Genomic DNA, 23943 nt, shown 5'->3' on the forward strand with positions numbered 1-23943 from the left:
AAGGTAGAGCGCCAAGAACTAGGAAATTTCTAGATCTTGATCGATCAGATCGAAGATGTCGTCGATCGTCGCGTCCTGCAGCTGCCGCTGCGCGTCAGCGGATTCCGCGCCTTGCTCTCCGGCGGAGTTCACCAGGGACAGCAGCTCCTGCAGCCGCCTCCGCACGCCTGACCGGACCGTCTCCTCCGCCGAGGCGGCCCTCGAGATCACCGACTCCAGCCGGTCCAGCTCGCTGAAGACCGACACCTCGGCCGGGCCGGCCTCGTCGGCGAGTTCGCTCCGCAGGTACCGGGCGATCGCATCGGGCGTCGGGTGGTCGAAGACCAGCGTCGCGGGCAGGGTCAGGCCGGTGTCGGCGGTGAGCAGGTTGCGCAGCTCGACCGCTGTGAGGGAGTCGAAGCCGAGGTCCCGGAACGCCAGGTCCGGTTCCACCGCCGCGGAGCCGCTGTGGCCGAGGACGGCCGCCGAAAGCGCGCACACCGTGTCCACGAGCAGGCGTTGCTGTTCGCCCTCGGACAGCCCGGACAGCTTCGCCTTCAGCGCCGACGGTTCCGCGGCCTGCTCGGCGGGCTCCTCGGCCAGGGCGTCCCTGACCTCGGGCAGGTCGCTCAGCAGCACGCTCGGCCTGCTGACGGTGAACGGGACGGCGAACCGCTCCCAGTCCACGTCCACCACGGTGACCACACCGTCCCCGTCGCTCAGCGCACCGTGCAGCGCGGAGATCGCCCGGTTCGGCCTCAGCACCGTCAGGCCGCGCTGCCGCAGCCGCTCCTCGTCCCCGGCGTCGGCGACCATGCCGCCCTCGCCCCACGGGCCCCAGGCGATCGCGGTCGCGGCGAGGCCCCGGGCCCGCCGGTGCTGCGCCAGGCCGTCGAGGAAGGCGTTCGCGGCCGAGTACGCGGCCTGCCCGCCGCCTCCCCACACACCGGAGATGGAGGAGAAGACGACGAAGGCGTCCAGCTCCTGATCGCCGAGCAATTCGTGGAGGTGTACGGCTCCGAGGGCCTTCGCGGCGACCGTAGCCGCGAAGTCGTCGAGACTCGTCTCGGCGAGCATGCCGGCCTCGGCGGTGCCGGCCGTGTGGATGACGGCGTTCACGGGGTGTTCGGCGAGCAGCGCGGCCAGCGCCTCGCGGTCTGCCACGTCACAGGCCGCGACCGTCACACGAGCGCCCAGCGCCTCCAGCGCAGACGTCAGCTCACCGGCGCCGGGAGCATCGATGCCGCGCCGGCTGGTCAGCACCAGATGTTCGGCGCCCGCACCCGCCAGCCAGCGGGCGACATGGCCGCCCAGCGCACCCGTACCACCCGTGATCAGCACCGTGCCGCGCGGCGACCACGAACGGCCGTTCCGGCCTGCAGGCAGACGGGACAAGCGCCGCCCGAACACACCGCGGTCGCGGATCGCGACCTGGTCCTCGGCCGACTGGCCGAGCACCGCAGCGAGACGACCGGCGATGCGGTCGTCGATCGTCCCGGGCAGGTCGACCAGACCGCCCCAGCGCTGCGCGTGCTCCAGCGCCGCTACGCGTCCCAGGCCCCAGACCTGGGACTGGAAGGGGTCCGCCACCTCGTCGGCGGGACTCACGCCCATCGCGTTCCGGGTCGCGCACCACAGCGGGGCATCGACGCCCGCGTCGCCCAGTGCCTGGACGAGCAGGACGGACAGCGCAACGCCGGTGGTCAGTGCGGCGGCCGCCGGGGCGGGCTTGCCGTCGATGGCGAGCAGTGACAGGACGCCCGCCACGGTGTGGTCACCGGCCGCCTCGGCGAGCTGCGCGGCCAGGTCCTTGCGGCCGGTGGCCGGCTCGACCGGGACCGGCAGCGGAGCCAGACCGCGGTCGGTCAGCCCGCGCAGGCACGCGGTGACCCAGTCGTCGCCGAGTTGCGCAGCGCTGACCGGAACCAGCCATACACCGTTCCGGGCCGGGCCCTCGGGGACGGGGATCCCTTTCCAGGTGATGCCGTAGCGCCAGCCGTCCACGGTGGACTGCTCCTTGCGCTGCCGCCGCCACGACGACAGCCTCGGCAGGACGTCGCTGAACGCGTCCTCGGCGCGGATGTCGAGGGTGCCGGCGAGGGCCTGCAGGTCCTCGCGCTCCACGGTCTCCCAGAACTCCGCATCGACCGGGTCCGCCACCGCGGCGGCGGCAGTGGTTTGCGGCACGTCCACCCAGTACCGCTCGTGCTGGAAGGCGTACGTCGGCAGGTCGACCTTGCGGGCACCGGAGAAGAAGGCGCTCCAGTCCACGGGGACGCCGTGCGTGTGCAGGTGTGCCAGTGCCGTGACGAGGGCCTGCCGCTCGGGGCGGTCGGCGCGTAGGACGGGCACAGTGACAGCCTCGTCCAGGCAGCCCTGCGCCATTCCGCTGAGGACGCCGCCGGGGCCGATCTCGACGAAGGTGCTCACGCCCAGGTCGTGCAGGGTCTGCACACCGTCGGCGAAGCGGACCGCTTCACGGACGTGGCGGACCCAGTACTCGGGGGTGTACGGCTCGGCCAGGCGGCCGGTGAGGTTGGAGACCACCGGAATCTGCGGCTCGCTGAAGGTCAGGCCGCGGACGACCTCGGTGAAGTCCTCCAGCATCGGGTCCATGAGCGGCGAGTGGAAGGCGTGGCTGACCTTCAACCGGGACGTCTTACGACCCTGCTGCGTGAAGACCTCGGCGATCTCCAGCACGGCATCCTCGGCACCGGAAATCACCACGGACTGAGGTCCATTGATCGCCGCGATACCCACCTGCTCGGTGAGGTGCGGCAGCACCTCGTCCTCGGTCGCCTGGACCGCCACCATCGCACCGTCCGCAGGCAGCGCCTGCATCAGCGCAGCACGAGCGGAGACCAGCTTCGCCGCGTCGTCGAGCGACAGCACACCCGCCACATGCGCGGCCGCGATCTCGCCTACGGAGTGACCGGTCACGTAGTCCGGCCGCACGCCCCAGGATTCGAAGAGCCGGAACAGCGCCACCTCGACGGCGAACAGCGCGGGCTGGGTGCACCCGGTCTGGTGAAGCGTTTCAGCATCGACGTCGACCGGCGCATCCAGACGCGCGCACACCTCGTCGTAGGCCTCGGCGAAGACCGGGAACGCCTCGTACAGCTCGCGCCCCATGCCCAGGCGCTGCGAACCCTGCCCCGAGAACAGGAACCCGGCCTTGCCTCCCGGCCGACCCTGGACGATACCGGGCGACGGCATTCCGGCGGCCAGGTAGCCCAGTCCGCGGCGGAAGTCGTCACAGCTCTCGCCGATGACCGCTGCCCTGTGGCGCAGTGTGCTGCGGGTGGTGGCCAGCGAGAAGCCGACATCGGCAGGTGACATACCTTCCTCCACGAAGGACAGCAGCCGTCGCGCCTGATCGCGCAGTGCTGCGCTGCTCTTGGCGGAGAGCACCCACGGCAGCAGGGCCGGGGCCAGCGGGGTGGTGGCCTCCTCGTCGTGGGCCGGGGCCTGTTCGATGATGGTGTGGGCGTTGGTGCCGCTGACGCCGAAGGACGACACTGCGGCACGGCGCGGATGGTCCGTCTCCGGCCACTCCATGGCCTCGGTCAGCAGCCGGACCTCACCGGCCGACCAGTCCACGTGCGGTGTGGGCTCCTCGACGTGCAGGGTCTGCGGGATGACGCCGTGGCGCATCGCCATGACCATCTTGATGATGCCGCCGACGCCGGCGGCGGCCTGGGCGTGGCCGATGTTGGACTTCAGCGAGCCCAGCCACAGCGGCCGTCCCTCCGGCCGCTCCCGGCCGTACGTCGCCAACAGCGCCTGCGCCTCAATGGGGTCGCCGAGCCGCGTGCCCGTGCCGTGCGCCTCCACCACGTCGACCTGGGCGGGGGACAGGCCGGCCGATGCCAGGGCCTGGCGGATGACCCGCTGCTGCGCGGGGCCATTGGGCGCGGTCAGGCCGTTGGAGGCGCCGTCCTGGTTGATGGCGCTTCCACGGACGACGGCCAGCACCTGGTGCCCGTTGCGGCGGGCGTCGGAGAGCCGCTCCACCAGGAGCATGCCGACGCCTTCAGCCCAGCCGGTGCCGTCGGCCCCGGCGCCGAACGCCTTGCAGCGGCCGTCGGCGGCCAGGCCCCGCTGGCGGCTGAACTCCACGAAGGCCCGCGGGGTGGACATCACCATGACGCCGCCGGCCAGGGCCATGGAGCACTCGCCGTTGCGCAGGGCCTGGACCGCCCAGTGCAGGGCCACGAGCGACGACGAGCACGCCGTGTCGACGGTGACGGCCGGTCCTTCCAGGCCGAGGGTGTAGGCGATGCGGCCGGACATGATGCTCGCGGAGTTGCCCGTGCCGAAGAAGCCCTCGGAGTCGTCGATCGCGTTGAACGCCTGGGCGGCGTAGTCCTGGTAGCCGGAGCCGACGAAGACTCCGGTGCGGCTCCCCCGCACCGACTCCGCGTCGATGCCGGCCCGCTCGAACGTCTCCCAGGTGGTCTCCAGCAGCAGCCGCTGCTGCGGGTCCATCGCGACGGCCTCACGCGGGCTGATCCCGAAGAACCCGGGGTCGAACTCCCCCGCCTCGTAGAGGAATCCACCGCGGCGCGTGTACGTCTTCCCCGGCGCGTCCGGGTCCGGGTCGTAGATGCCCTCCACGTCCCAGCCGCGGTCCGCCGGGAACTCCCCGACCGCGTCACCACCGGAGACCACCAGCTGCCACAGGTCCTCGGGCGAGCGCACACCACCCGGGTAGCGGCATGCCATGCCGACGATCGCGATGGGGTCGTCGTCCTCGGCCGGTGCGATGGCCGTCTCCGGTGCGGCGGCGGCGGTGCGGCCGGTGATCTCGGTGTGCAACTGCCGGGCGAGGGCGTGGGCGTTGGGGTAGTCGAAGACCAGTGTGGGGGGCAGTGCGAGGCCGGTCTCGGCGTTGAGCTTGTTGCGCAGTTCGACGGCGGTCAGGGAGTCGAGGCCCAGGTCCTTGAAGGCCCGGTCGGCCTCGACCTCGCCGACGCCGCTGTGCCCGAGGACGGCCGCGGCGTGCGTGCGCACGAGCTCGACCAGCAGTGTGTGCTGCTCGGTCCCGGGCATCCCGGCGAGGCGGGCGGCCAGCGGCGAGGCGGCAGCCGTGCCGGTCTCGTCGGTGCGGCTGCCGGCGGTCAGGATCCGCTCGGTCTCCGGGAGGTCGCCGAGCAGGGCGCTCGGGCGGCCCACGGTGAACGGCGGGAGGAACCGCTCCCAGTCGATGTCGGCCACGGTGGCGGTCGTCTCGCCGGAGTCCAGCGCCTGCCGGAGGCCGGCCACGGCGAGCGCGGCGGGTATCGGGATCAGGCCGCGGCGGCGCAGTCGTTCGTCCGCGCCGTCGCTCTCGGCCATGCCGCCGCCGGCCCACGGGCCCCAGGCCACGGCGGTCGCGGTCAGGCCCTGTGCGCGCCGTCGTTCGGCGAGCCCGTCGAGCAGGGCGTTGGCTGCTGCGTAGGCGGCCTGGTAGCCGCTGCCCCACACGCCGGCGACGGAGGAGAACAGGACGAAGGCGTCCAGCTCCTGGCAGGCGAGCAGTGCATCGAGGTGCAGGGCGCCGGCGGCCTTCGCGGACAGCACGTCGGCGAAGGAGCCCGGCGTCATGCCGTCCAGCGGCTCCAGGTGGTCCACGCCCGCCGTGTGGACGACGGCGTTCACCGGGTGCTGGGCGAGCAGTGCGGCTAGTGCCTCGCGGTCGGCGACGTCGCAGGCGGCGACGGTGACGCGGGCGCCCGCGGCCTCCAGTTCGGTCTTGAGGGCGCCCGCGCCGGGGGCGTCGAGGCCGCGGCGGCTGGTGAGCACCAGGTGCTCGGCGCCGGCACCGGCGAGCCAGCGGGCGACGTGCCCGCCCAGCGCACCCGTACCACCGGTGATGAGCACGGTGCCGCGCGGCGACCACCGGTGTCCGGCCCGGCCGTTGCGGCGGGCGGCGGTGTGGGTCAGCCTGCGGCCGAACACTCCGCGGGCGCGGATCGCGACCTGGTCCTCGGTCGACTGGCCGAGCACCGCGGCGAGGCGGCCGGCGATCCGGTCGTCGATGGTCTCCGGGAGGTCGACCAGACCGCCCCAGCGCTGCGCGTGCTCCAGCGCGGCGACCCGGCCGAGGCCCCAGACGGCGTTCTGGGCGGCGCTCGGCACCGCGTCCGAACGGCCGGTGGACATCGCCGACCTGGTCAGAGCCCACAGTGGGGCGTCGATGCCGGCGTCGCCCAGCGCCTGGACCAGGGCGAGGGACAGCGCGGTGCCGACGGAGAGAGCCGGGTGCTCGGGGTGGGGCCGCTCGTCGGTGCCGAGCAGGGAGATCACACCTTCGACCGGGGTTTCCCGGACGGCGTCGCCGAGCTGCCGCAGCAGCGTGCCGCGGTCGGTGGCCGGGTCGGCCACGACGGCGATCAGCCGGGCGCCGCGGGCCGTGAGCCCGTCGGCGACGGCGGCGGTCCACTCGGTCTCCTCGGTGACCAGGAACAGCCAGTCGCCCGGCAGTTCGTGGGTCCGGAGACCGCTCAGCGGCTTCCAGCCCGCGCGGTAGGACCAGCCTTCCACCGCGGACTCCCGGCGCTGCTGCTGCCGCCACGCGGACAGCCGGGGCAGCACCGCGTCCAGCTGCTCGGCGGGCAGATCGAGGGTGGCGGCGAGGGACTGGGCGTCCTCGCGCTCCACCGTCTCCCAGAACCCCGCCTCCACGGCGTCGGTCCCCGCGGCGGTGGCGGTGGGCGCGGTGGTCTCCAGCCAGTACCGCTGGTGCTGGAAGGCGTACGTCGGCAGGTCCGCGCGCCGGGCACCGCGGCCGGCGAAGAACGCGCGCCAGTCGACGGGTACGCCGTGCACGTGGAGCTGCGCGACGGCGCCGGTGAGCGCCTCGGGCTCGGGGCTGCCGGACCGTACGGCGGGAACGGTGACCGCGCCGTCCAGGCAGCCCTGGACCATGCCGCTCAGCACTCCGCCGGGGCCGACCTCCACGAACGTGGTGACGCCCAGGTCGCCCAGGGTGCGGACGCCGTCGGCGAAGCGCACGGCCTCGCGGACGTGCCGGACCCAGTAGTCCGCCGTGTACACGGCGATGAGCTCACCGGTCACGTTGGAGACGACCGGGACCTTCGGCTGCTCGAAGCGCAGCCCGCCGACGACGCGGGCGAAGTCGTCCAGCACGGGGTCCATCAGCGGCGAATGGAACGCGTGGCTCACCGTGAGCCGGGAGGTCTTGCGGCCCTGCCGGGCGAAGTCCTCCGCAATGGCCGCCACGGCGTCCTCGTCGCCGGAGATCACTACGGACCGCGGCCCGTTGACCGCGGCGATGCTCACCAGGTCGGTGAGGTGCGGCAGCACCTCGTCCTCGATGGCCTGGAGGGCGACCATCGCCCCGCCGGCGGGCAGCGCCTGCATCAGCCGGGCGCGGGCCGTCACCAGCGTGGCCGCGTCCTCCAGCGACAGGACCCCGGCCACATGGGCGGCCGCGATCTCGCCGACGGAGTGCCCGGCCAGATAGTCCGGCCGTACGCCCCACGACTCCAGCAGGCGGTGGACCGCGACCTCGTGCGCGAACAGCGCGGGCTGGGTGAAGGCGGTGCGGTTCAGCTCGTCGCCGTCCCCGTGACCGTCCGCGCCGAAGGCCACGTCCCGCAGCGGCCGGTCGAGGTGCCGGTCGAGGTGCGCGCACACCTGGTCGTACGCCTCCGCGAAGACCGGGAACGCCTCGTACAGTTCCCGCCCCATGCCGGGCCGCTGCGAGCCCTGCCCGGAGAAGAGGAACCCGACCTGGCCGGCGTCGGCGCGGCCGAGGACGACGCCTGGAGCGGGCGCCCCCGACGCCAGAGCCCGCAGGCCCTCGGCGATCCGGCCGCGGTCGGCACCGCCCACGGCGGCGCGGTACTCCAGGGCGGCCCGGGTGGTGGCCAGCGAGAAGCCGACGTCGGTGAGGGACGGCTCGGCGCCTTCCGCCGTGAGGGACAGCAGGCGCTCGGCCTGGGCCCGCAACGCGGCCTCAGACTTGCCGGACAGCACCCATGGCACGGTCGCCGAGGCGACCTCGACCGGGGCGACGGCGGCCGGCTCCGCCGCCGGGGCCTGCTCGATGATCGTGTGCGCGTTGGTGCCGCTGACGCCGAAGGAGGAGATGCCCGCGCGGCGCGGGCGGTCCGACTCCGGCCACTCGACGGCGTCGGTCAGCAGCCGCACCGTGCCCACCGACCAGTCCACGTGCGGCGTCGGCTCGTCCGCGTGCAGCGTCCGCGGCAGCACGCCGTGCCGCATCGCCATCACCATCTTGATCACGCCGGCGACGCCGGACGCCGCCTGGGCGTGACCGATGTTGGACTTCAGCGAGCCCAGCCACAGCGGCTCGCCCTCGGAGCGGTCCTGGCCGTACGTCGCCAGCAGGGCCTGCGCTTCGATGGGGTCACCGAGCGCGGTGCCCGTGCCGTGCGCCTCCACCACGTCGACATCGGCCTCGGTGAGGCCGGCGGAGGCGAGGGCCTGCCGGATCACGCGCTGCTGCGCCGGGCCGTTGGGCGCGGTCAGGCCGTTGGACGCGCCGTCCTGGTTGACCGCGCTGCCCCGCACGACCGCGAGGACGTCGTGGCCGTTGCGCACGGCGTCGCTGAGGCGCTCGACGAGCACCACGCCCACGCCCTCCGCCCAGCCGGTGCCGTCCGCGCCGGCGCCGAACGCCTTGCAGCGACCGTCGGCGGACAGCCCGCGCTGTCGGCTGAACTCCACGAACGCGGCCGGTACGGCCATGACGTTGACACCGCCCGCGACGGCCATCGTGCTCTCGCCGTTGCGCAGCGACTGGATGGCCAGGTGCAGCGCGACAAGCGACGACGAGCAGGCCGTGTCGACGGTGACCGCCGGGCCCTCCAGACCGAACGAGTAGGCCACGCGCCCGGAGACGACGCTCGCGGCGCTGCCGGTGAGGAGGTGGCCCTCGACGCCCTCGGGGACCTGCGGGAGGCCGGCGCCGTAGCCCTGGAAGGACATGCCGACGAACACGCCGGTGCGGCTGCCCTTCAGCGAGGCCGGGTCGATGCCCGCCCGCTCGAAGGCCTCCCACGAGGCCTCCAGCAGCAGGCGCTGCTGCGGGTCCATCGCGAGCGCCTCGCGCGGCGAGATCCCGAACAGTGCGGCGTCGAAGTCGCCCGCGTCGTAGAGGAAGCCGCCGTCGCGTGCGTACGTCTTGCCCGGGGTGCCCGGGTCAGGGTCGTAGAGGCCTTCGATGTCCCAGCCGCGGTCCTCGGGAAAGCCCGCGATGGCGTCGCCGCCGGACATCACGAGCTGCCACAGGTCCTCGGGCGAGCCGACGCCGCCGGGGAGGCGGCAGCTCATCGCCACGATAGCGATCGGCTCGTTGTCGTCCGCGGCAGTGCTCCGCTCCTGCAGCGCGGCGGTCTGTGAACCGAGCAGTTCGGCGCGCAGGAACCGGGCCAGGGCCGTGGCGTTCGGGTAGTCGAAGACCAACGTGGTGGGCAGCTTCAGGCCGGTGTCGGCCGTGAGCTTGTTGCGCAGTTCGACGGCGGTGAGCGAGTCGAGGCCGAGGTCGTTGAACGCCCGGCCGGGCTCCACGGCCGTAGCGCCGTCATGGCCGAGCACCGCGGCCGCGTGGGTACGGACGAGGTCCACCAGCGTGCGGTTCTGCTCGCCCGCCGGCAGCCCGGCCAGTTTCGCGGCGAGCGAGTTGCCGGCCTCGGCGCCGCGAGGGGCCGGGGCCTCCAGGGCGCGGCGCGCCTCGGGCACGTCGGACAGCAGGGCGCTGGGGCGGGTGACGGTGAACGGGCCGATGAACCGCTCCCAGGCGAAGTCCACCACGGTCAGGGTGGTCTCGCCGTCTGCCAGCGCCTGCTGCAGCGCGGAGATCGCGAGGGCGGGCTGCATGGGCGGCAGTCCGCGGCGGCGCAGCATCTCCTCGCCGTCGCCGACGCCGGCCATGCCGCCCTCGGCCCAGCCGCCCCAGGAGACGGCGAGCGCGGTGCGCCCGCGCGCCCGCCGGTGCTCGGCGAGGGCGTCCAGGTAGGCGTTGGCCGCCGAGTAGGCGCCCTGGCTGGCGCCGCCCCAGATGCCGGCGCCCGAGGAGAACATGACGAACGCGTCGAGCTCCTGACCGGCCAGCAGGTCGTCCAGGTGCGTCGCACCCGCCGCCTTCGCCGTCACCGTGCCGGCGAACCCGGCCGGGTCGGAGTCCTCGATCATGACGTGGTCGCCGACGCCTGCGGCGTGGACGACGGCGTTGACGGGGTGTTCGGCCAGCAGCGCCCGCAGGGCGTCCCGGTCGGCCGCGTCACAGGCCACGACGGTCGCGGTCGCGCCGAGTTCCTCCAGCTCCGCGACGAGTTCGGCGGCGCCGGGCGCTGCGGGGCCGCGGCGGCTGGTGAGCAACAGGTGCTCGGCACCGGAACCGGCGAGCCAGCGGGCGACGTGCCCGCCCAGCGCACCCGTACCTCCGGTGATCAGGACCGTGCCGCGCGGCGACCACGCCTGGGCGGGGGCGGTGGCGCGGTTGGCCCGGACGAGCCGTCGTCCGAAGACGCCCGAGGCGCGGACCGCCACCTGGTCCTCGGCCGCCTGTCCGAGGACGGCGGCCACGCGGTCCGCAGTACGGGCGTCGAGCAACTGGGGGAGGTCGAGCAGACCGCCCCAGCGCTGCGGGTACTCCAGCGCCGCCGCCCGGCCGAAGCCCCACACCTGCGCCTGCAGCGGCCGGTCCACGCGGTCGGAGCGGCCGGTGGCCACCGCGCCGCGAGTGGCGCACCACAGCGGCGCGTCGATGCCCGCGTCGCCGAGTGCCTGCACCAGGCAGAGGGTGGAGGCGAGGCCGTGCGACAGGCCGGGGTGGCCGACCGAGGCGCTCTCGTCCTCGGCGAGCAGCGACAGCACGCCGGCCACCGAACCAACGCCGGCAAGCTCGCGGGCCAACGTCCCGCGGTCGGTGCCGGGCCCGGCGACGAGCGTCACCAGTTCCAGGCCGCGCTCGCCGAGCGCGGTGCGGACCGAGGCGGCCCACTCGCTCTCCCCGGCCGTCACGAGCAGCCAGGTCCCGGTCGCGCCGGCCTCCGGGAGCGCGCCGAGCGGCTTCCATGTGACGCGGTAGCGCCAGCCGTCGACCACGGACTGCTCGCGGCGCTGACGGCGCCACGCGGACAGCCGGGGCAGGATCGCGCTGAGCGATGCGTCGGCGCCGACGCCCAGGGTTGCGGCGAGGGACTCCACGTCCTCCCGCTCCACGGTGTCCCAGAATCCGGAGTCCGCCGCGTCGGCCGGAGCGCCGGTGGCGGCGGCCAGGTCCTCGTCCCCTTCCAGCCAGAACCGCTCGCGCTGGAAGGCGTAGGTGGGCAGGACGACGCGGTGAGCGCCGGGGAAGAGCGCCTGCCAGTCCGGGGAGACGCCGTGCACGTGCAGTTCGGCGAGCGCGGCGGTGACGGCCTGCTGCTCCGGGCGGTCGGCACGCAGGACGGGCACGGTGACGACGTCGTCCGCGCAGGCCTGCGCCAGGGCGCTGAGGACGCCGCCGGGGCCGATCTCGACGAAGGTGCTCACGCCCAGGTCGTGCAGGGCCTGCACACCGTCGGCGAAGCGCACCGCCTCACGGACGTGGCGGACCCAGTACTCCGGCGTGTACGCCTCGGCGAGACGGCCCGTGAGGTTGGACACCACCGGAATCCGCGGCTCGCTGAAGGTCAGGCCGCGGACGACCTCGGCGAAGTCCTCCAGCATCGGGTCCATCAGCGGCGAGTGGAACGCGTGGCTGACCTTCAACCGTGAGGTCTTACGACCCTGACCGGCAAAGATCTCGGCAATCGCGGTGACCGCATCCTCCGCACCAGAAATCACCACGGACCGCGGGCCGTTGATCGCCGCAATGCCGACCTGCTCGGTCAGGTGCGGCAGCACCTCGTCCTCGGTCGCCTGCACGGCAACCATCGCACCGCCGGCGGGCAGCGCCTGCATCAGTGCAGCGCGGGCGGACACCAGCTTCGCCGCATCCTCAAGCGACAGCACGCCCGCCACGTGCGCGGCCGCGATCTCGCCGACCGAGTGACCGGCCACGTAGTCGGGCCGGATGCCCCAGGATTCGAGGAGCCGGAACAGCGCCACCTCGATCGCAAAGAGGGCGGGCTGAGTAGACCCCGTCTGGTTCAGCTCCTCGGAGTCGACGTCGACCGGCGCGTCCAGACGCGCGCACACCTCGTCATACGCTTCGGCGAAGACGGGATACGCCTCGTACAGCTCGCGCCCCATGCCGATGCGCTGCGAACCCTGACCGGAGAACAGGAAACCGGTCTTGCTCTCGGTGCGGGCGCGCCCCAGCGTCACGTTCGCCGCCGACTCACCGGCCGCGAGCGCGGCGAGGGCCTGCCGGAACTCGTCCGGGCCCTGCGCCAAGAGCACCGCGCGGTCCTCGAACGTCTCGCGGGAGGCCAGGGTGAGGCCGACGTCGGAAGCCGTCCTACCGTCCGTCGCATCGAGGTGGCCGGCCAGCCGGGCAGCCTGCGCGCGCAGCGCCGCCTCGCCCTTACCCGACAGCACCCACGGCACGACTGCGCCGGAGTCGGGCGTGGGCGGCAGCTCCGCCGAAGCGGGTGCCTGTTCGATGATGGTGTGGGCGTTGGTGCCGCTGACGCCGAAGGACGAGATCGCGGCGCGGCGCGGGCGGTCCGACCCGGGCCACTCCACGGCCTCGGTCAGCAGCCGCACCTCACCCGCCGACCAGTCCACGTGCGGCGTCGGCTCGCCCGCGTGCAGCGTCCGCGGCAGCACACCGTGCCGCATCGCCATCACCATCTTGATCACGCCGGCCACACCCGCGGCGGCCTGCGTGTGGCCGATGTTGGACTTCAGCGAGCCCAGCCACAGCGGCCGGTCCTCCGCGCGCTCCTGCCCGTACGTGGCGATGAGCGCCTGCGCCTCGATCGGGTCACCCAGCGTCGTACCCGTGCCGTGCGCCTCCACGACGTCGACATCGCCCGGGACGAGTCCGGCGGAGGCCAGCGCCTGCCGGATCACGCGCTGCTGCGCCGGGCCGTTCGGGGCGGTCAGGCCGTTGGACGCGCCGTCCTGGTTCACGGCGCTGCCGCGCACCACCGCCAGGACCTCGTGACCGTTGCGCACGGCGTCGGAGAGGCGCTCCACGAGCACCACGCCCACGCCCTCCGCCCAGCCGGTACCGTCCGCATCCGCGCCGAACGCCTTGCAGCGGCCGTCGGGCGACAGCCCGCGCTGCCGGCTGAACTCCACGAAGACCGTCGGGCTCGCCATGACGGTGACGCCGCCGGCCAGGGCCATGGTGCACTCGCCGCTCCGCAGCGACTGGATGGCCAGGTGGAGGGCGACCAGCGACGACGAGCACGCCGTGTCGATCGTGACGGCCGGGCCTTCGAGGCCGAACGTGTAGGCCACCCGGCCGGAGACGACGCTGGACGCGCCGCCGACCAACCGGTGTCCTTCGACGCCTTCCGGCGTCCGCCGCACGTCGGCTCCATAGCCCTGGTAGGCCATGCCGACGAAGACGCCGGTCCGGCTGCCGCGCAGCTGTCCGGGGGTGATCCCGGCGCGTTCGAAGACCTCCCAGGAGGTCTCCAGCAGCAGCCGCTGCTGCGGGTCCATCGCCAGGGCCTCGCGGGGGCTGATGCCGAAGAAGGAGGCGTCGAAGTCGGTGGCGTCGTAGAGGAAACCGCCGTCGCGCGCGTAGGTCTTGCCGAGGTACTCGGGGTCGGGGTCGTAGAGCGAGTCGACGTCCCAGCCACGGTTGGACGGGAATGCCGAGATGGCGTCACCGCCGGACGCCACCAGGTCCCACAGGGCCTCGGGCGAGTGGACGCCGCCCGGGAGGTGGCAGCTCATCGCCACGATGGCGATCGGATCGTCGGCCGCGACGGCCGTGTGCTGCTCCTGCAGCGCGGCGGCCTGCGATCCGATCAGCTCGCTCTGCAGGAAACGGGCGAGCGCCGTGGCGTTGGGGTAGTCGAAGACCACTGTGGGCGGCAGCGCGAGGCCGGTCGCCGTGTTGACCTTGTTGCGGAGTTCGACGGCGGTCAGGGAGTCGAAGCCGAGGTCCTTGAACGCCCGGTCGGGCTCGACGTCTGCCGCCGAGGCGTGGCCCAGGACGGCCGCGACGTGTGCGCGGACCAGGTCGATCAGGGTCTCGGTGCGCTTGGCCTCCGGCAGTCCGGCGAGCTGGGCCGCCAGGGGCGCGGTGCCCGCGGCGGCGTCGGCGGACTCGGCGCGGCGCATCTCGGGCAGCTCGGACAGCAGTGCGCTGGGGCGGCCGAGGGTGAACGGTCCGATGAACCGTTCCCAGTCGATGTCGGCCACAACGGCCACGGTGTCGTCGCAGTCCAGGGCGCGCTGGACCGCGGTCACGGCGAGCGCGGCGGGCAGGGAGATGACGCCGCGGCGGCGCAGGTGCTCCTCGTCGGCGTCGGTGACCATGCCGCCGTCGGCCCAGGGGCCCCAGGCGATCGCGGTGGCGGTCAGGCCCTCGGCCCTCCGCCGGGCGGCGAGCCCGTCGAGGAAGGCGTTGGCGGCCGCGTAGGCGGTCTGCAGTCCGCTGCCCCACACGCCGGCGATCGAGGAGAAGAGGACGAAGGCGTCCAGCTCCCGGTCGCCCAGCAGTTCGTCCAGGTGTGCGGCACCGCCGGCCTTCGCCGCGATCGTGCGGGCGAAGTCGGCCGGGGTCAGCTCGTCGAAGGGGGCGAACTGTTCCACGCCCGCGGCGTGGAACACGGAGGTGAAGGTGTGCTCGGCGAGCAGCGCCGCCACGGCATCGCGGTCGGCGACGTCGCACGCGGCGAGGCTGACGCGTGCTCCCAGCTCCTCCAGTTCGGCCTTGAGTCCGGCCGCGCCGGGGGCGTCGGCGCCGCGGCGGCTGGTGAGCACGAGGTGCTCGGCGCCGGCACCGGCGAGCCAGCGGGCGACGTGCCCGCCCAGCGCACCCGTACCACCGGTGATCAGGACCGTGCCGCGCGCCGACCAGGGCCGGCCGGCGCCGCTGCGGGCGTGGGTGAGCCGGGCGGTGAACACGCCGAAGGCACGGACAGCGACCTGGTCCTCCGCGGTGCTGGTGCCCTGGTTGAGTACGGCGGCGATACGGCTGGCGACGCGCTCGTCGACCGCCGTGGGCAGGTCGATCAGGCCGCCCCAGCGCCGGGCGTGCTCCAGGGCGAGGGCGCGGCCGAAGCCCCACACCTGGTTCTGCACCGCGCTGAGCGGTGCGTCGTCCGAGCGGCCGGTGGCCGCCGCGCCCCGGGTGGCGCACCACAGCGGCGCGTCGATGCCCGCATCGCCGAGCGCCTGGGCCAGTGCCACGGTCTGCGCGAGGCCGTGGGAGAGCGCGGGGTGCTCGGGCGAGGCGGTCTCGTCGATCGCGAGCAGCGACAGGATGCCGGCAAGTGATTCGGCTTCGGCTGCGGCCCGGGTCAGCTCGCCGGCCAGGGACTCGCGGTCGGCGTCCGCGCCGACCGTCAGCGGGATCAGGCGCGCGCCGCGTCCGGCGAGGGCCGCGCGGACCGTCCCGGCCCACTCGTCGCCCTCGGACGCGGCGAACAGCCAGGTGCTGCCGGAGAGGTCGCCTGCGGGCAGGCCGTTCAGCGGCTGCCAGGTCAGCTGGTAGCGCCAGCCGTCCACGACGGACTGCTCGCGCCGCTGCCGCCGCCAGGCGGACAGCTTCGGGACCACGACGTCCAGTTCTTCGGCGCTCAGCCCCAGCGTGGCGGCGAGCGACTGGGCGTCCTCGCGCTCGACGCTCGCCCAGAACTCGGCGTCGACCGCGTCCACGAGGGCCGCCTCGGCCTCCGGGGCATCCAGCCAGTAGCGCTGCTGCTGGAAGGCGTAGGTGGGCAAGTCGGTCTTCCGTGCACCAGGGAGGAGCGCCTGCCAGTCCGGGGAGACGCCGTGCACGTGCAGTTCGGCAAGCGCGGCGGTGACGGCCTGCTGCTCCGGGCGGTCGGCACGCAGGACGGGCACGGTGACGACGTCGTCCGCGCAGGCCTGCGCCAGGGCGCTGAGGACGCCGCCGGGGCCGATCTCGACAAAGGTGCTCACGCCCAGGTCGTGCAGGGCCTGCACACCGTCGGCGAAGCGCACCGCCTCACGGACGTGGCGGACCCAGTACTCCGGCGTGTACGCCTCGGCGAGACGGCCCGTGAGGTTGGACACCACCGGAATCCGCGGCTCGCTGAAGGTCAGGCCGCGGACGACCTCGGCGAAGTCCTCCAGCATCGGGTCCATCAGCGGCGAGTGGAACGCGTGGCTGACCTTCAACCGGGAGGTCTTACAACCCTGACCGGCAAAGATCTCGGCAATCGCGGTGACCGCATCCTCCGCACCAGAAATCACCACGGACCGCGGGCCGTTGATCGCCGCAATGCCGACCTGCTCGGTCAGGTGCGGCAGCACCTCGTCCTCGGTCGCCTGCACGGCAACCATCGCACCGCCGGCGGGCAGCGCCTGCATCAGTGCAGCGCGGGCGGACACCAGCTTCGCCGCATCCTCAAGCGACAGCACGCCCGCCACGTGCGCGGCCGCGATCTCGCCGACCGAGTGACCGGCCACGTAGTCGGGCCGGATGCCCCAGGACTCCAGGAGGCGGAACAGCGCCACCTCGACCGCGAAGAGGGCAGGCTGGGTGCACCCGGTCTGGTTGAGCTGCTCCGCGTCGGCGTCGAGCGTGACATCGAGGTGGGCACGGACCTCGTCGTGGGCCGCGGCGAAGGCCGGGAAGGCGTCGTAGAGTTCGCGTCCCATGCCGGCCCGCTGCGAGCCCTGGCCGGAGAACAGGAACCCGGTCTTGTCCCCGAGGCGGCCCGTACTCTGGACCACGGCCGCGGACGGGGTGCCCGACGCCAGTGCCCGTACGCCTTCGGTGAGTTCCTCCAGGCTCTCGCCGACGACGGCCGCCCGCCGGTCCCAGGCGGCTCGCGTCGTGGCGAGGGAGAAGCCGATGTCGGCCGGCGACCGGCCGGGGCCGCTCTCCAGGAAGGCGAGCAGGCGCTCGGCCTGGGCCCGCAGCGCCACGTCGCTCTTGGCCGAGAGCACCCACGGCAGCGCGCCCGCGGGGGCCTCGATGGTCTCCTCGTCGAGGGCAGGGGCCTGCTCGATGATCGTGTGGGCGTTGGTGCCGCTGACGCCGAAGGAGGAGACGGCGGCACGGCGGGGGTGGTCCGACTCGGGCCACTGGACGGCCTCGGTCAGCAGCCTGACGCCGCCGGCCGTCCAGTCGACCTGGGTGGTCGGCTCGTCGACGTGCAGCGTCTGCGGCAGCACGCCGTTGCGGATGGCCATCACCATCTTGATCACACCGGCGACACCGGAAGCCGCCTGCGTGTGACCGATGTTGGACTTGATGGACCCCAGCCACAGCGGCTGGTCACCCGAGTGCTCCTGTCCGTACGTGGCGAGCAGCGCGTCGGTCTCGATCGGGTCGCCGAGGGTGGTGGCCGTGCCGTGCGCCTCCACCGCATCGACCTGGGAGGCGGTCAGCCGCGCGTTCTCCAGCGCCTGCTGGATCACGCGCACCTGCGACGGGCCGTTCGGGGCGGTCAGGCCGTTGGACGCGCCGTCCTGGTTCACGGCGCTGCCGCGGATGACGGCGAGCACGTCGTGGCCGAGCCGGCGGGCGTCGGACAGCCGCTCCAGCAGGAGCACGCCGACGCCTTCGGCCATGCCCGTGCCGTCGGCGGTCGAGGAGAACGCGCGGCAGCGGCCGTCGGGCGACAGGCCGCGCTGCGCGCTGAACGCGATGAACGTGTTCGGCGTGGCCATCACGGTCACGCCGCCGGCGAGGGCGAGCGAGCACTCGCCGCGGCGCAGCGCCTGGGTGGCCAGGTGGAGCGCCACCAGCGAGGACGAGCAAGCCGTGTCGACGGTGACGGCCGGGCCTTCGAGGCCGAGGGCGTACGAGATGCGGCCGGAGACCACGGCCGCGGTGTTCGCGGTGACGAGGTGGGCCTCGATGTCGCTGTCGCCCTGCCGCTGGAGGTAGGCGTGGTCCTGGCCGTTGGTGCCGACGAACACTCCGGCCCGGGTGCCCCGCGCGGTGGCGGGGTCGATGCCCGCGCGTTCGAAGGCCTCCCAGGAGGTCTGCAGGAGCAGCCGCTGCTGAGGGTCCATGACCAGGGCCTCGCGGGGGGAGATCCCGAAGAACGCGGGGTCGAAGTCGGCGGCGTCGTGGAGGAAGCCGCCCTCGCGCACGTACGTCCGGCCCGTCCGCTCGGGGTCGGGGTCGTAGATCGCGTCCAGGTCCCAGCCGCGGTCGGCGGGGAACTCGGTCACGGCGTCGCCGCCCGAGGAGACCAGGTGCCACAGGTCCTCGGGCGAGCCGACGCCGCCCGGGTAGCGGCAGGCCATCCCGACGATGACGATGGGCTCGGTGTCCTTCGCCTCCAGCTCACCCAGCTGCCTGCGGGTGTGGCGCAGGTCCACCATCACGCGCTTGAGGTAATCCCTGAGCTTGTCGTCGTTCGACATGTTTTACGTCCTCGATAGCAGTGCGTGAGAAGATTCAGGCAGACCCGAGCTCTTGGTCGATGAGGTCGAACATCTCGTCGTCGGTGGCGGCGTCGATCCGGTCGAGGTCGAAGTCGCGGTCGGTGCCGGGGCCGGCGTCGGCGGTGTTCGCCGCGGTGTCCTGCTGGGTGTCGGTCCACTTCCAGAGCAGCGCCTTGAGCCGGGCGGTGACCTTGTCCCGTACCGCGTCCTGCGGGTCGAGCGCGGCGAGCTGGGCTTCCAGCCGGTCCAGTTCGTCGAGCACCGGCGAGGTTTCGGCGCCGAGGTCGAGGACCAGGTCCTTGTGCAGGAGCCGGGCGATTGCGACCGGGTTGGGGTGGTCGAAGACGAGGGTGGGCTTGAGCCGGAGCCCGGTCGCGGCCTTGAGCCGGTTGCGGAGCTCCACGCTGGTCAGGGAGTCGAAGCCGATATCCCGGAAGGCCGTGGTGGGCTCGATCCGGTCCGCAGTGGCGTGGCCCAGGGCCGCGGCCGCCTGCTTGCGGACCAGGTCCAGCAGCACCTTCTCCCGGTCTGCCTCTGGCATCCCGGCGAGGCGCCGGGCCAGGGCGGGGGTGCTGGCGGCCGCGGCCTCCTCGGCCGTGCCGCCGGTGTCGCCGACGAGGCCGCGGAAGACCGCGGGCAGCATGCCGGCGCGGGCCATGGAGCGCAGCCCCGCGACGTCCAGCCGGACCGGCACGATCACCGGCCGGTCAACGGTGAGGGCGGCGTCGAACAGTGCCAGCCCCTCCGCGGAGGTGAACGGCACGACCCCGGCCTGGCCCATCCGGTTGCGATCGGCGTCGGTGATCCGGTCGCCCATGCCGCCGTTGTCCGTCCACAGGCCCCACGCCAGCGAGGTACCGGGCAGGCCCGCGGCCCGGCGCTGCCGCGCCAGCCCGTCCAGGAAGGCGTTGGCCGCCGCGTAGCTCGCCGCGCCGGCGCTGCCCAGGACTCCGGCGAGGGAGGAGAAGAGCACGAACGCGGAGAGGTCCAGGTCCTTGGTCAGCTCGTGCAGGTGCAGCGCCCCGTCGGCCTTCGGCCGCAGCACGGTGTCCAGGCGCTCCGGGGTCAGTGCGGTGATCACGCCGTCGTCCAGAGCGGCCGCCGCGTGCACCACGGCCACGAGCGGTTGCTCGGCCGGGACCGAGGCCAGGAGCTCCGCGAGGGCGTCCCGGTCCGCGATGTCGCAGGCGGCCACGTCGACGTGCGCGCCAAGCTCGGACAGGGCGGCGACGACTTCGCCGATGCCTTCGGCGGCGGGGCCGCGGCGGCTGACCAGGAGCAGCCTCCGTGCGCCGCGTTCGGCGACGAGGTGCCGCGCGAACGACAGTCCGAGGCCACCGGTCGCGCCGGTGAGCAGCACGGTCCCTTCGGGGTCCCACGCGTGATCGGTGGGCTCCTCGGACGGGGCGATCCGGGCGAGGCGCGGTACGAACAGCTTGCCGCCGCGCACTGCGGCCTGCGGCTCGTCGAGGGCGGCGAGCGCCGCCACCAGCGCGGGGTCAACACCCCCGTCCGCGACGGAGTCGTCCGCGTCGATGAGCAGGAGCCGGTCCGGGTGCTCGGACTGGGCCGACTTCACCAGGCCGACCACCGCGACGTGTGCGAGGTCCGGCGCCGCTCCGTCCAGGTCGACGGCTCCGCGCGTCATCACCACGAGCCGCGCATCGGAGAACTGCTCGTCGGCGACCCACTTCTGGACGGCCGACAGCACACCGGCCAGTAACTCGCGTGTCGCCGAGGCGGCACCGCCCTCGCTCGGGGCGCAGGGCAGGAGCACGTGGGCGGGCGGGGCCGCACCGTCGTCGACCGCCTTACGGAGCGCGTCGATGTCGGCGTAGCGGCCGTCGCCGCCAAGGACCGCCCACTCGGCCTCGGGAGCGGAAGCAGCCGGGGCGGTGTGCTCGACCCAGTCGACCTCGAACATCCAGTCCTGGTGCGCCACGCGCGATGCCAGCACCTGCTGTGGAGACACCGTCTGCGTCCGCAGGGACGCCACCGAGGCGACGGGAGCACCGTCGGCGTCGGCCAGTTCGATCGCCACCGCGTCGCCGTCGGCAGCGGGCCGGACCCGTAGGCGCACGGTCCCTGCTCCCGGGGCGTGCACGGACGTGCCGCTCCAGGCGTAGGGCATGAGCACCTGGCCGGGATCGCCGGCACGGTCGAGCGCCAGGGTGTCCAGGACGGCGTCCAGCAGTACGGGGTGAAGGCCGTAGCGGTCCGCCCGGTCCCGCTCCGCGAGAGGCAGCGCGGCCTCGGCGTACAGCTCGTCCCCGGCGCGCCAGGCGGCGCGCAGGCTCGGATGGTCCTCGACGTCCACCGGCTCGGCGCCCGCCGGCGGCCAGATCACCATGTCGAACTCCGCCGCCGGAGCACTGCGGGTGAGTTCTCCGGTGACGTGGCAGACCCACGGCTCGTCGGCGCCGCCGGCGGCGGCCCGGCTGAAGACCCGCACCGACCGCCGGTCGGTGTCGTCGCCCGCGCCGACCTGCACCTGGATGCGGACGGCGCCCTGTTCTGCCAGGACCAGCGGGGCGTCCACGTCCAGCTGTTCCAGATGCGGGAACCCGGCCTGCCGGCCCGCGCCCAGTGCGAGCTCCACGAACGCAGCGACCGGGAGCACCGGCACCCCGCCGACCGTGTGTTCCGCGATCCAGGGCGTGTCGGCCAGGGACAGACGGCCGGTGAACAGCACGTCCTGTCCCCCGGCAGTCTCCACCACCGCGCCGAGCAGGGGGTGACCGGAGGAGTCCAGGCCCGCCGAGGAGACGTCGAGCGCGGCCGTGCCTTCGAGCCAGTAGCGCTCGCGCTGGAAGGCATAGGTGGGCAGGCCGACGCGGCCAGCTGCGGGGAACAGCGCCTGCCAGTCCGGGGAGACGCCGTGGGTGTGCAGCCGGCCGACAGCGAGAGTGATCGCCTGCGGTTCGGGGCGGTCGGTGCGCAGGGCAGGGACGGTGACGACGTCGCCGTCGAGGCAGCCCTGGGCGAGCGCGCTGAGGACGCCGCCGGGGCCGATCTCGACGAAGGTGCTCACGCCCAGGTCGTGCAGGGTCTGCACACCGTCGGCAAAGCGGACGGCCTCGCGAACGTGGCGGACCCAATACTCGGGGGTGTATGCCTCGGACACGCCGCCCGTGAGGTTGGAGACCACCGGAATCTGCGGCTCGCTGAAGGACAGAGCGCGTACGACGTCGGCGAAGTCCTCCAGCATCGGGTCCATCAGCGGCGAGTGGAAGGCGTGACTGACCTTCAGCCGCGACGTCTTACGACCCTGCTGCGTGAAGACCTCGGCGATCTCCAGCACGGCATCCTCGGCACCGGAAATCACCACGGACTGAGGCCCGTTGATCGCCGCGATACCCACCTGCTCGGTGAGGTGCGGCAGCACCTCGTCCTCGGTCGCCTGGACCGCCACCATCGCACCGTCCGCAGGCAGCGCCTGCATCAACGCAGCACGCGCCAACACCAACTTCGCCGCGTCATCGAGCGACAGCACGCCCGCCACATGCGCGGCTGCAATCTCGCCCACGGAGTGACCGGCCACGTAGTCGGGCCGGATGCCCCAGGATTCCAGGAGCCGGAACAGCGCCACCTCGACCGCGAACAACGCGGGCTGGGTGCACCCGGTCTGGTGAAGCGTTTCAGCATCGACATCGACCGGCGCATCCAGCCGCGCACACACCTCGTCATAAGCCGCAGCAAACGCGGGGTACGCCTCGTACAGCTCGCGCCCCATCCCCAGCCGCTGCGAACCCTGCCCCGAGAACAAGAACCCGACCTTGCCCCGGGCGGCATCGGCGCGCCCCGTCACCACGTGTGCCGCGGGCTTGCCTGCTGCGAGTGCGGTCAGCCCTGCGCGCAACTCGTCGGCGTCGGCACCGACCACCGCAGCCCGGTGCTCCAGCGCCGACCGGGTGGCCGCCAGCGAGAACCCCACGTCGGCCGGCGACGCGGCCGCGAGGTCCACGGACGACAGCAGCCGCTGCGCCTGCTCCCGCAGCGCCTCCCCGGTCTTTCCGGAGAGCACCCACGGGACCACCGAGGTCCGCGGCCGAAGCGGCTCGTCGACCGCCGCACCTTCACCCCCGGCCGTGTCGTCGGCCGGTTCCTCCGCCGCCGGTTCGGTCGCCTGCTCAAGGATGACGTGCGCGTTGGTGCCGCTGATCCCGAACGAGGAGATCCCGGCCCGGCGCGGGTGGTCCGACTCCGGCCACACGACCGCCTCGGTCAGCAGCTCGACCGAGCCGGCCGACCAGTCGACCTGCGGGGTCGGCCGGTCGACGTGCAGCGTCTGCGGCAGCACTCCGTGCTGCATCGCCAGCACCATCTTGATCACGCCGGCGACACCCGCCGCAGCCTGCGTGTGGCCGATGTTCGACTTCAGCGAGCCGAGCAGGAGCGGCCGTTCGCGGTCCTGTCCGTAGGTCGCCAGCAGCGCCTGCGCCTCGATCGGGTCGCCGAGGTTCGTGCCCGTGCCATGTGCTTCGACGGCGTCGATCTCCTCGGCGGACAGCCCACCGCTGGCCAGCGCCTCGAGGATCACGCGCTGCTGCGAAGGACCGTTCGGCGCGGTCAGGCCGTTGGACGCGCCGTCCTGGTTCACCGCGCTGCCCCGGACGACAGCGAGCACCTGGTGGCCGAGCCGGCGGGCGTCCCGCAGGCTCTCGACCAGCAGCAGGCCAGCGCCTTCGGACCATGACGCGCCGTCCGCGGCCGCCGCGAAGGACTTGCAGCGGCCGTCGGGGGCGAGGCCGCGCTGGCGGCTGAACTCGACGAACGCGCTCGGGCCCGCCATGACCGTCACACCGCCGGCGAGCGCCATGGAGCACTCGCCGTTGCGCAGTGCCTGCACGGCGAGGTGCAGGGCGACGAGCGAGGACGAGCAGGCGGTGTCGATGGTGACCGCGGGGCCCTCGAAGCCGAAGGTGTAGGCGATGCGCCCGGAGGCGACGCTGCCGGAGTTGCCGGTGCTGAGCAGCCCTTCGACGCCGTCGGGGAGGACGCCGGGCGTGAAGCCGTAGTCGTGGTACATCAGGCCGGCAAAGACGCCGGTGCGACTGCCCTTGAGGGGGGCGAGGTCGATGCCCGCGTGCTCGAAGACTTCCCATGCGGTCTCCAGCAGCAGCCGCTGCTGAGGGTCCATCGCCAGGGCCTCGCGCGGGCTGATCCCGAAGAAGTCCGCGTCGAAGTCCGCCGCGTCGTGGAGGAATCCGCCTTGCCGGGTGTAGACCTTGCCCGGCTGCTCGGGGTCGGGGTCGTAGAGCGAGTCGACGTCCCAGCCGCGGTCCTCGGGAAACTGCGAGATCGCGTCGCCGCCCTCGGCCAGCAGCCGCCACAGCGCCTCGGGGGAGCCGATGCCGCCGGGGAACCGGCAGCTCATGCCCACGATGGCGATCGGCTCCTGGTCCCGGGCCTCCAGTTCGCGCACGCGCCGCCGGGCCTGGCGCAGGTCGGTGGTGGCCCGCTTGAGGTAGTCCCGGAGCTTGTCTTCGTTCATCATCGGTGTTGCCC

General features: G+C 73.4%; 2 protein-coding genes. Both read right to left on the bottom strand.

The window, feature by feature from the left end; translation table 11 throughout:
* Window positions 1-18 precede the first annotated feature (18 nt).
* Window positions 19-18414 (bottom strand): type I polyketide synthase, encoded by an 18396-nt coding sequence (locus OHS70_RS07755; protein WP_328395038.1) that lies wholly within the window; start codon window positions 18412-18414, stop codon window positions 19-21.
* Between the two features lie 34 nt (window positions 18415-18448).
* Entirely contained in the window at window positions 18449-23932 is a 5484-nt protein-coding gene (locus OHS70_RS07760) for an SDR family NAD(P)-dependent oxidoreductase (protein WP_443062578.1), read from the bottom strand.
* Window positions 23933-23943 lie beyond the last annotated feature (11 nt).

This window comes from Streptomyces sp. NBC_00390, from assembly GCF_036057275.1.
Classification (GTDB): domain Bacteria; phylum Actinomycetota; class Actinomycetes; order Streptomycetales; family Streptomycetaceae; genus Streptomyces.

What these genes read in the sequence shown, in the direction of transcription:
- OHS70_RS07760 (WP_443062578.1), bottom strand. Translation starts at nt 23,932, where the DNA reads ATGATGAACGAAGACAAGCTCCGGGACTACCTCAAGCGGGCCACCACC.
- OHS70_RS07755 (WP_328395038.1), bottom strand. Translation starts at nt 18,414, where the DNA reads ATGTCGAACGACGACAAGCTCAGGGATTACCTCAAGCGCGTGATGGTG.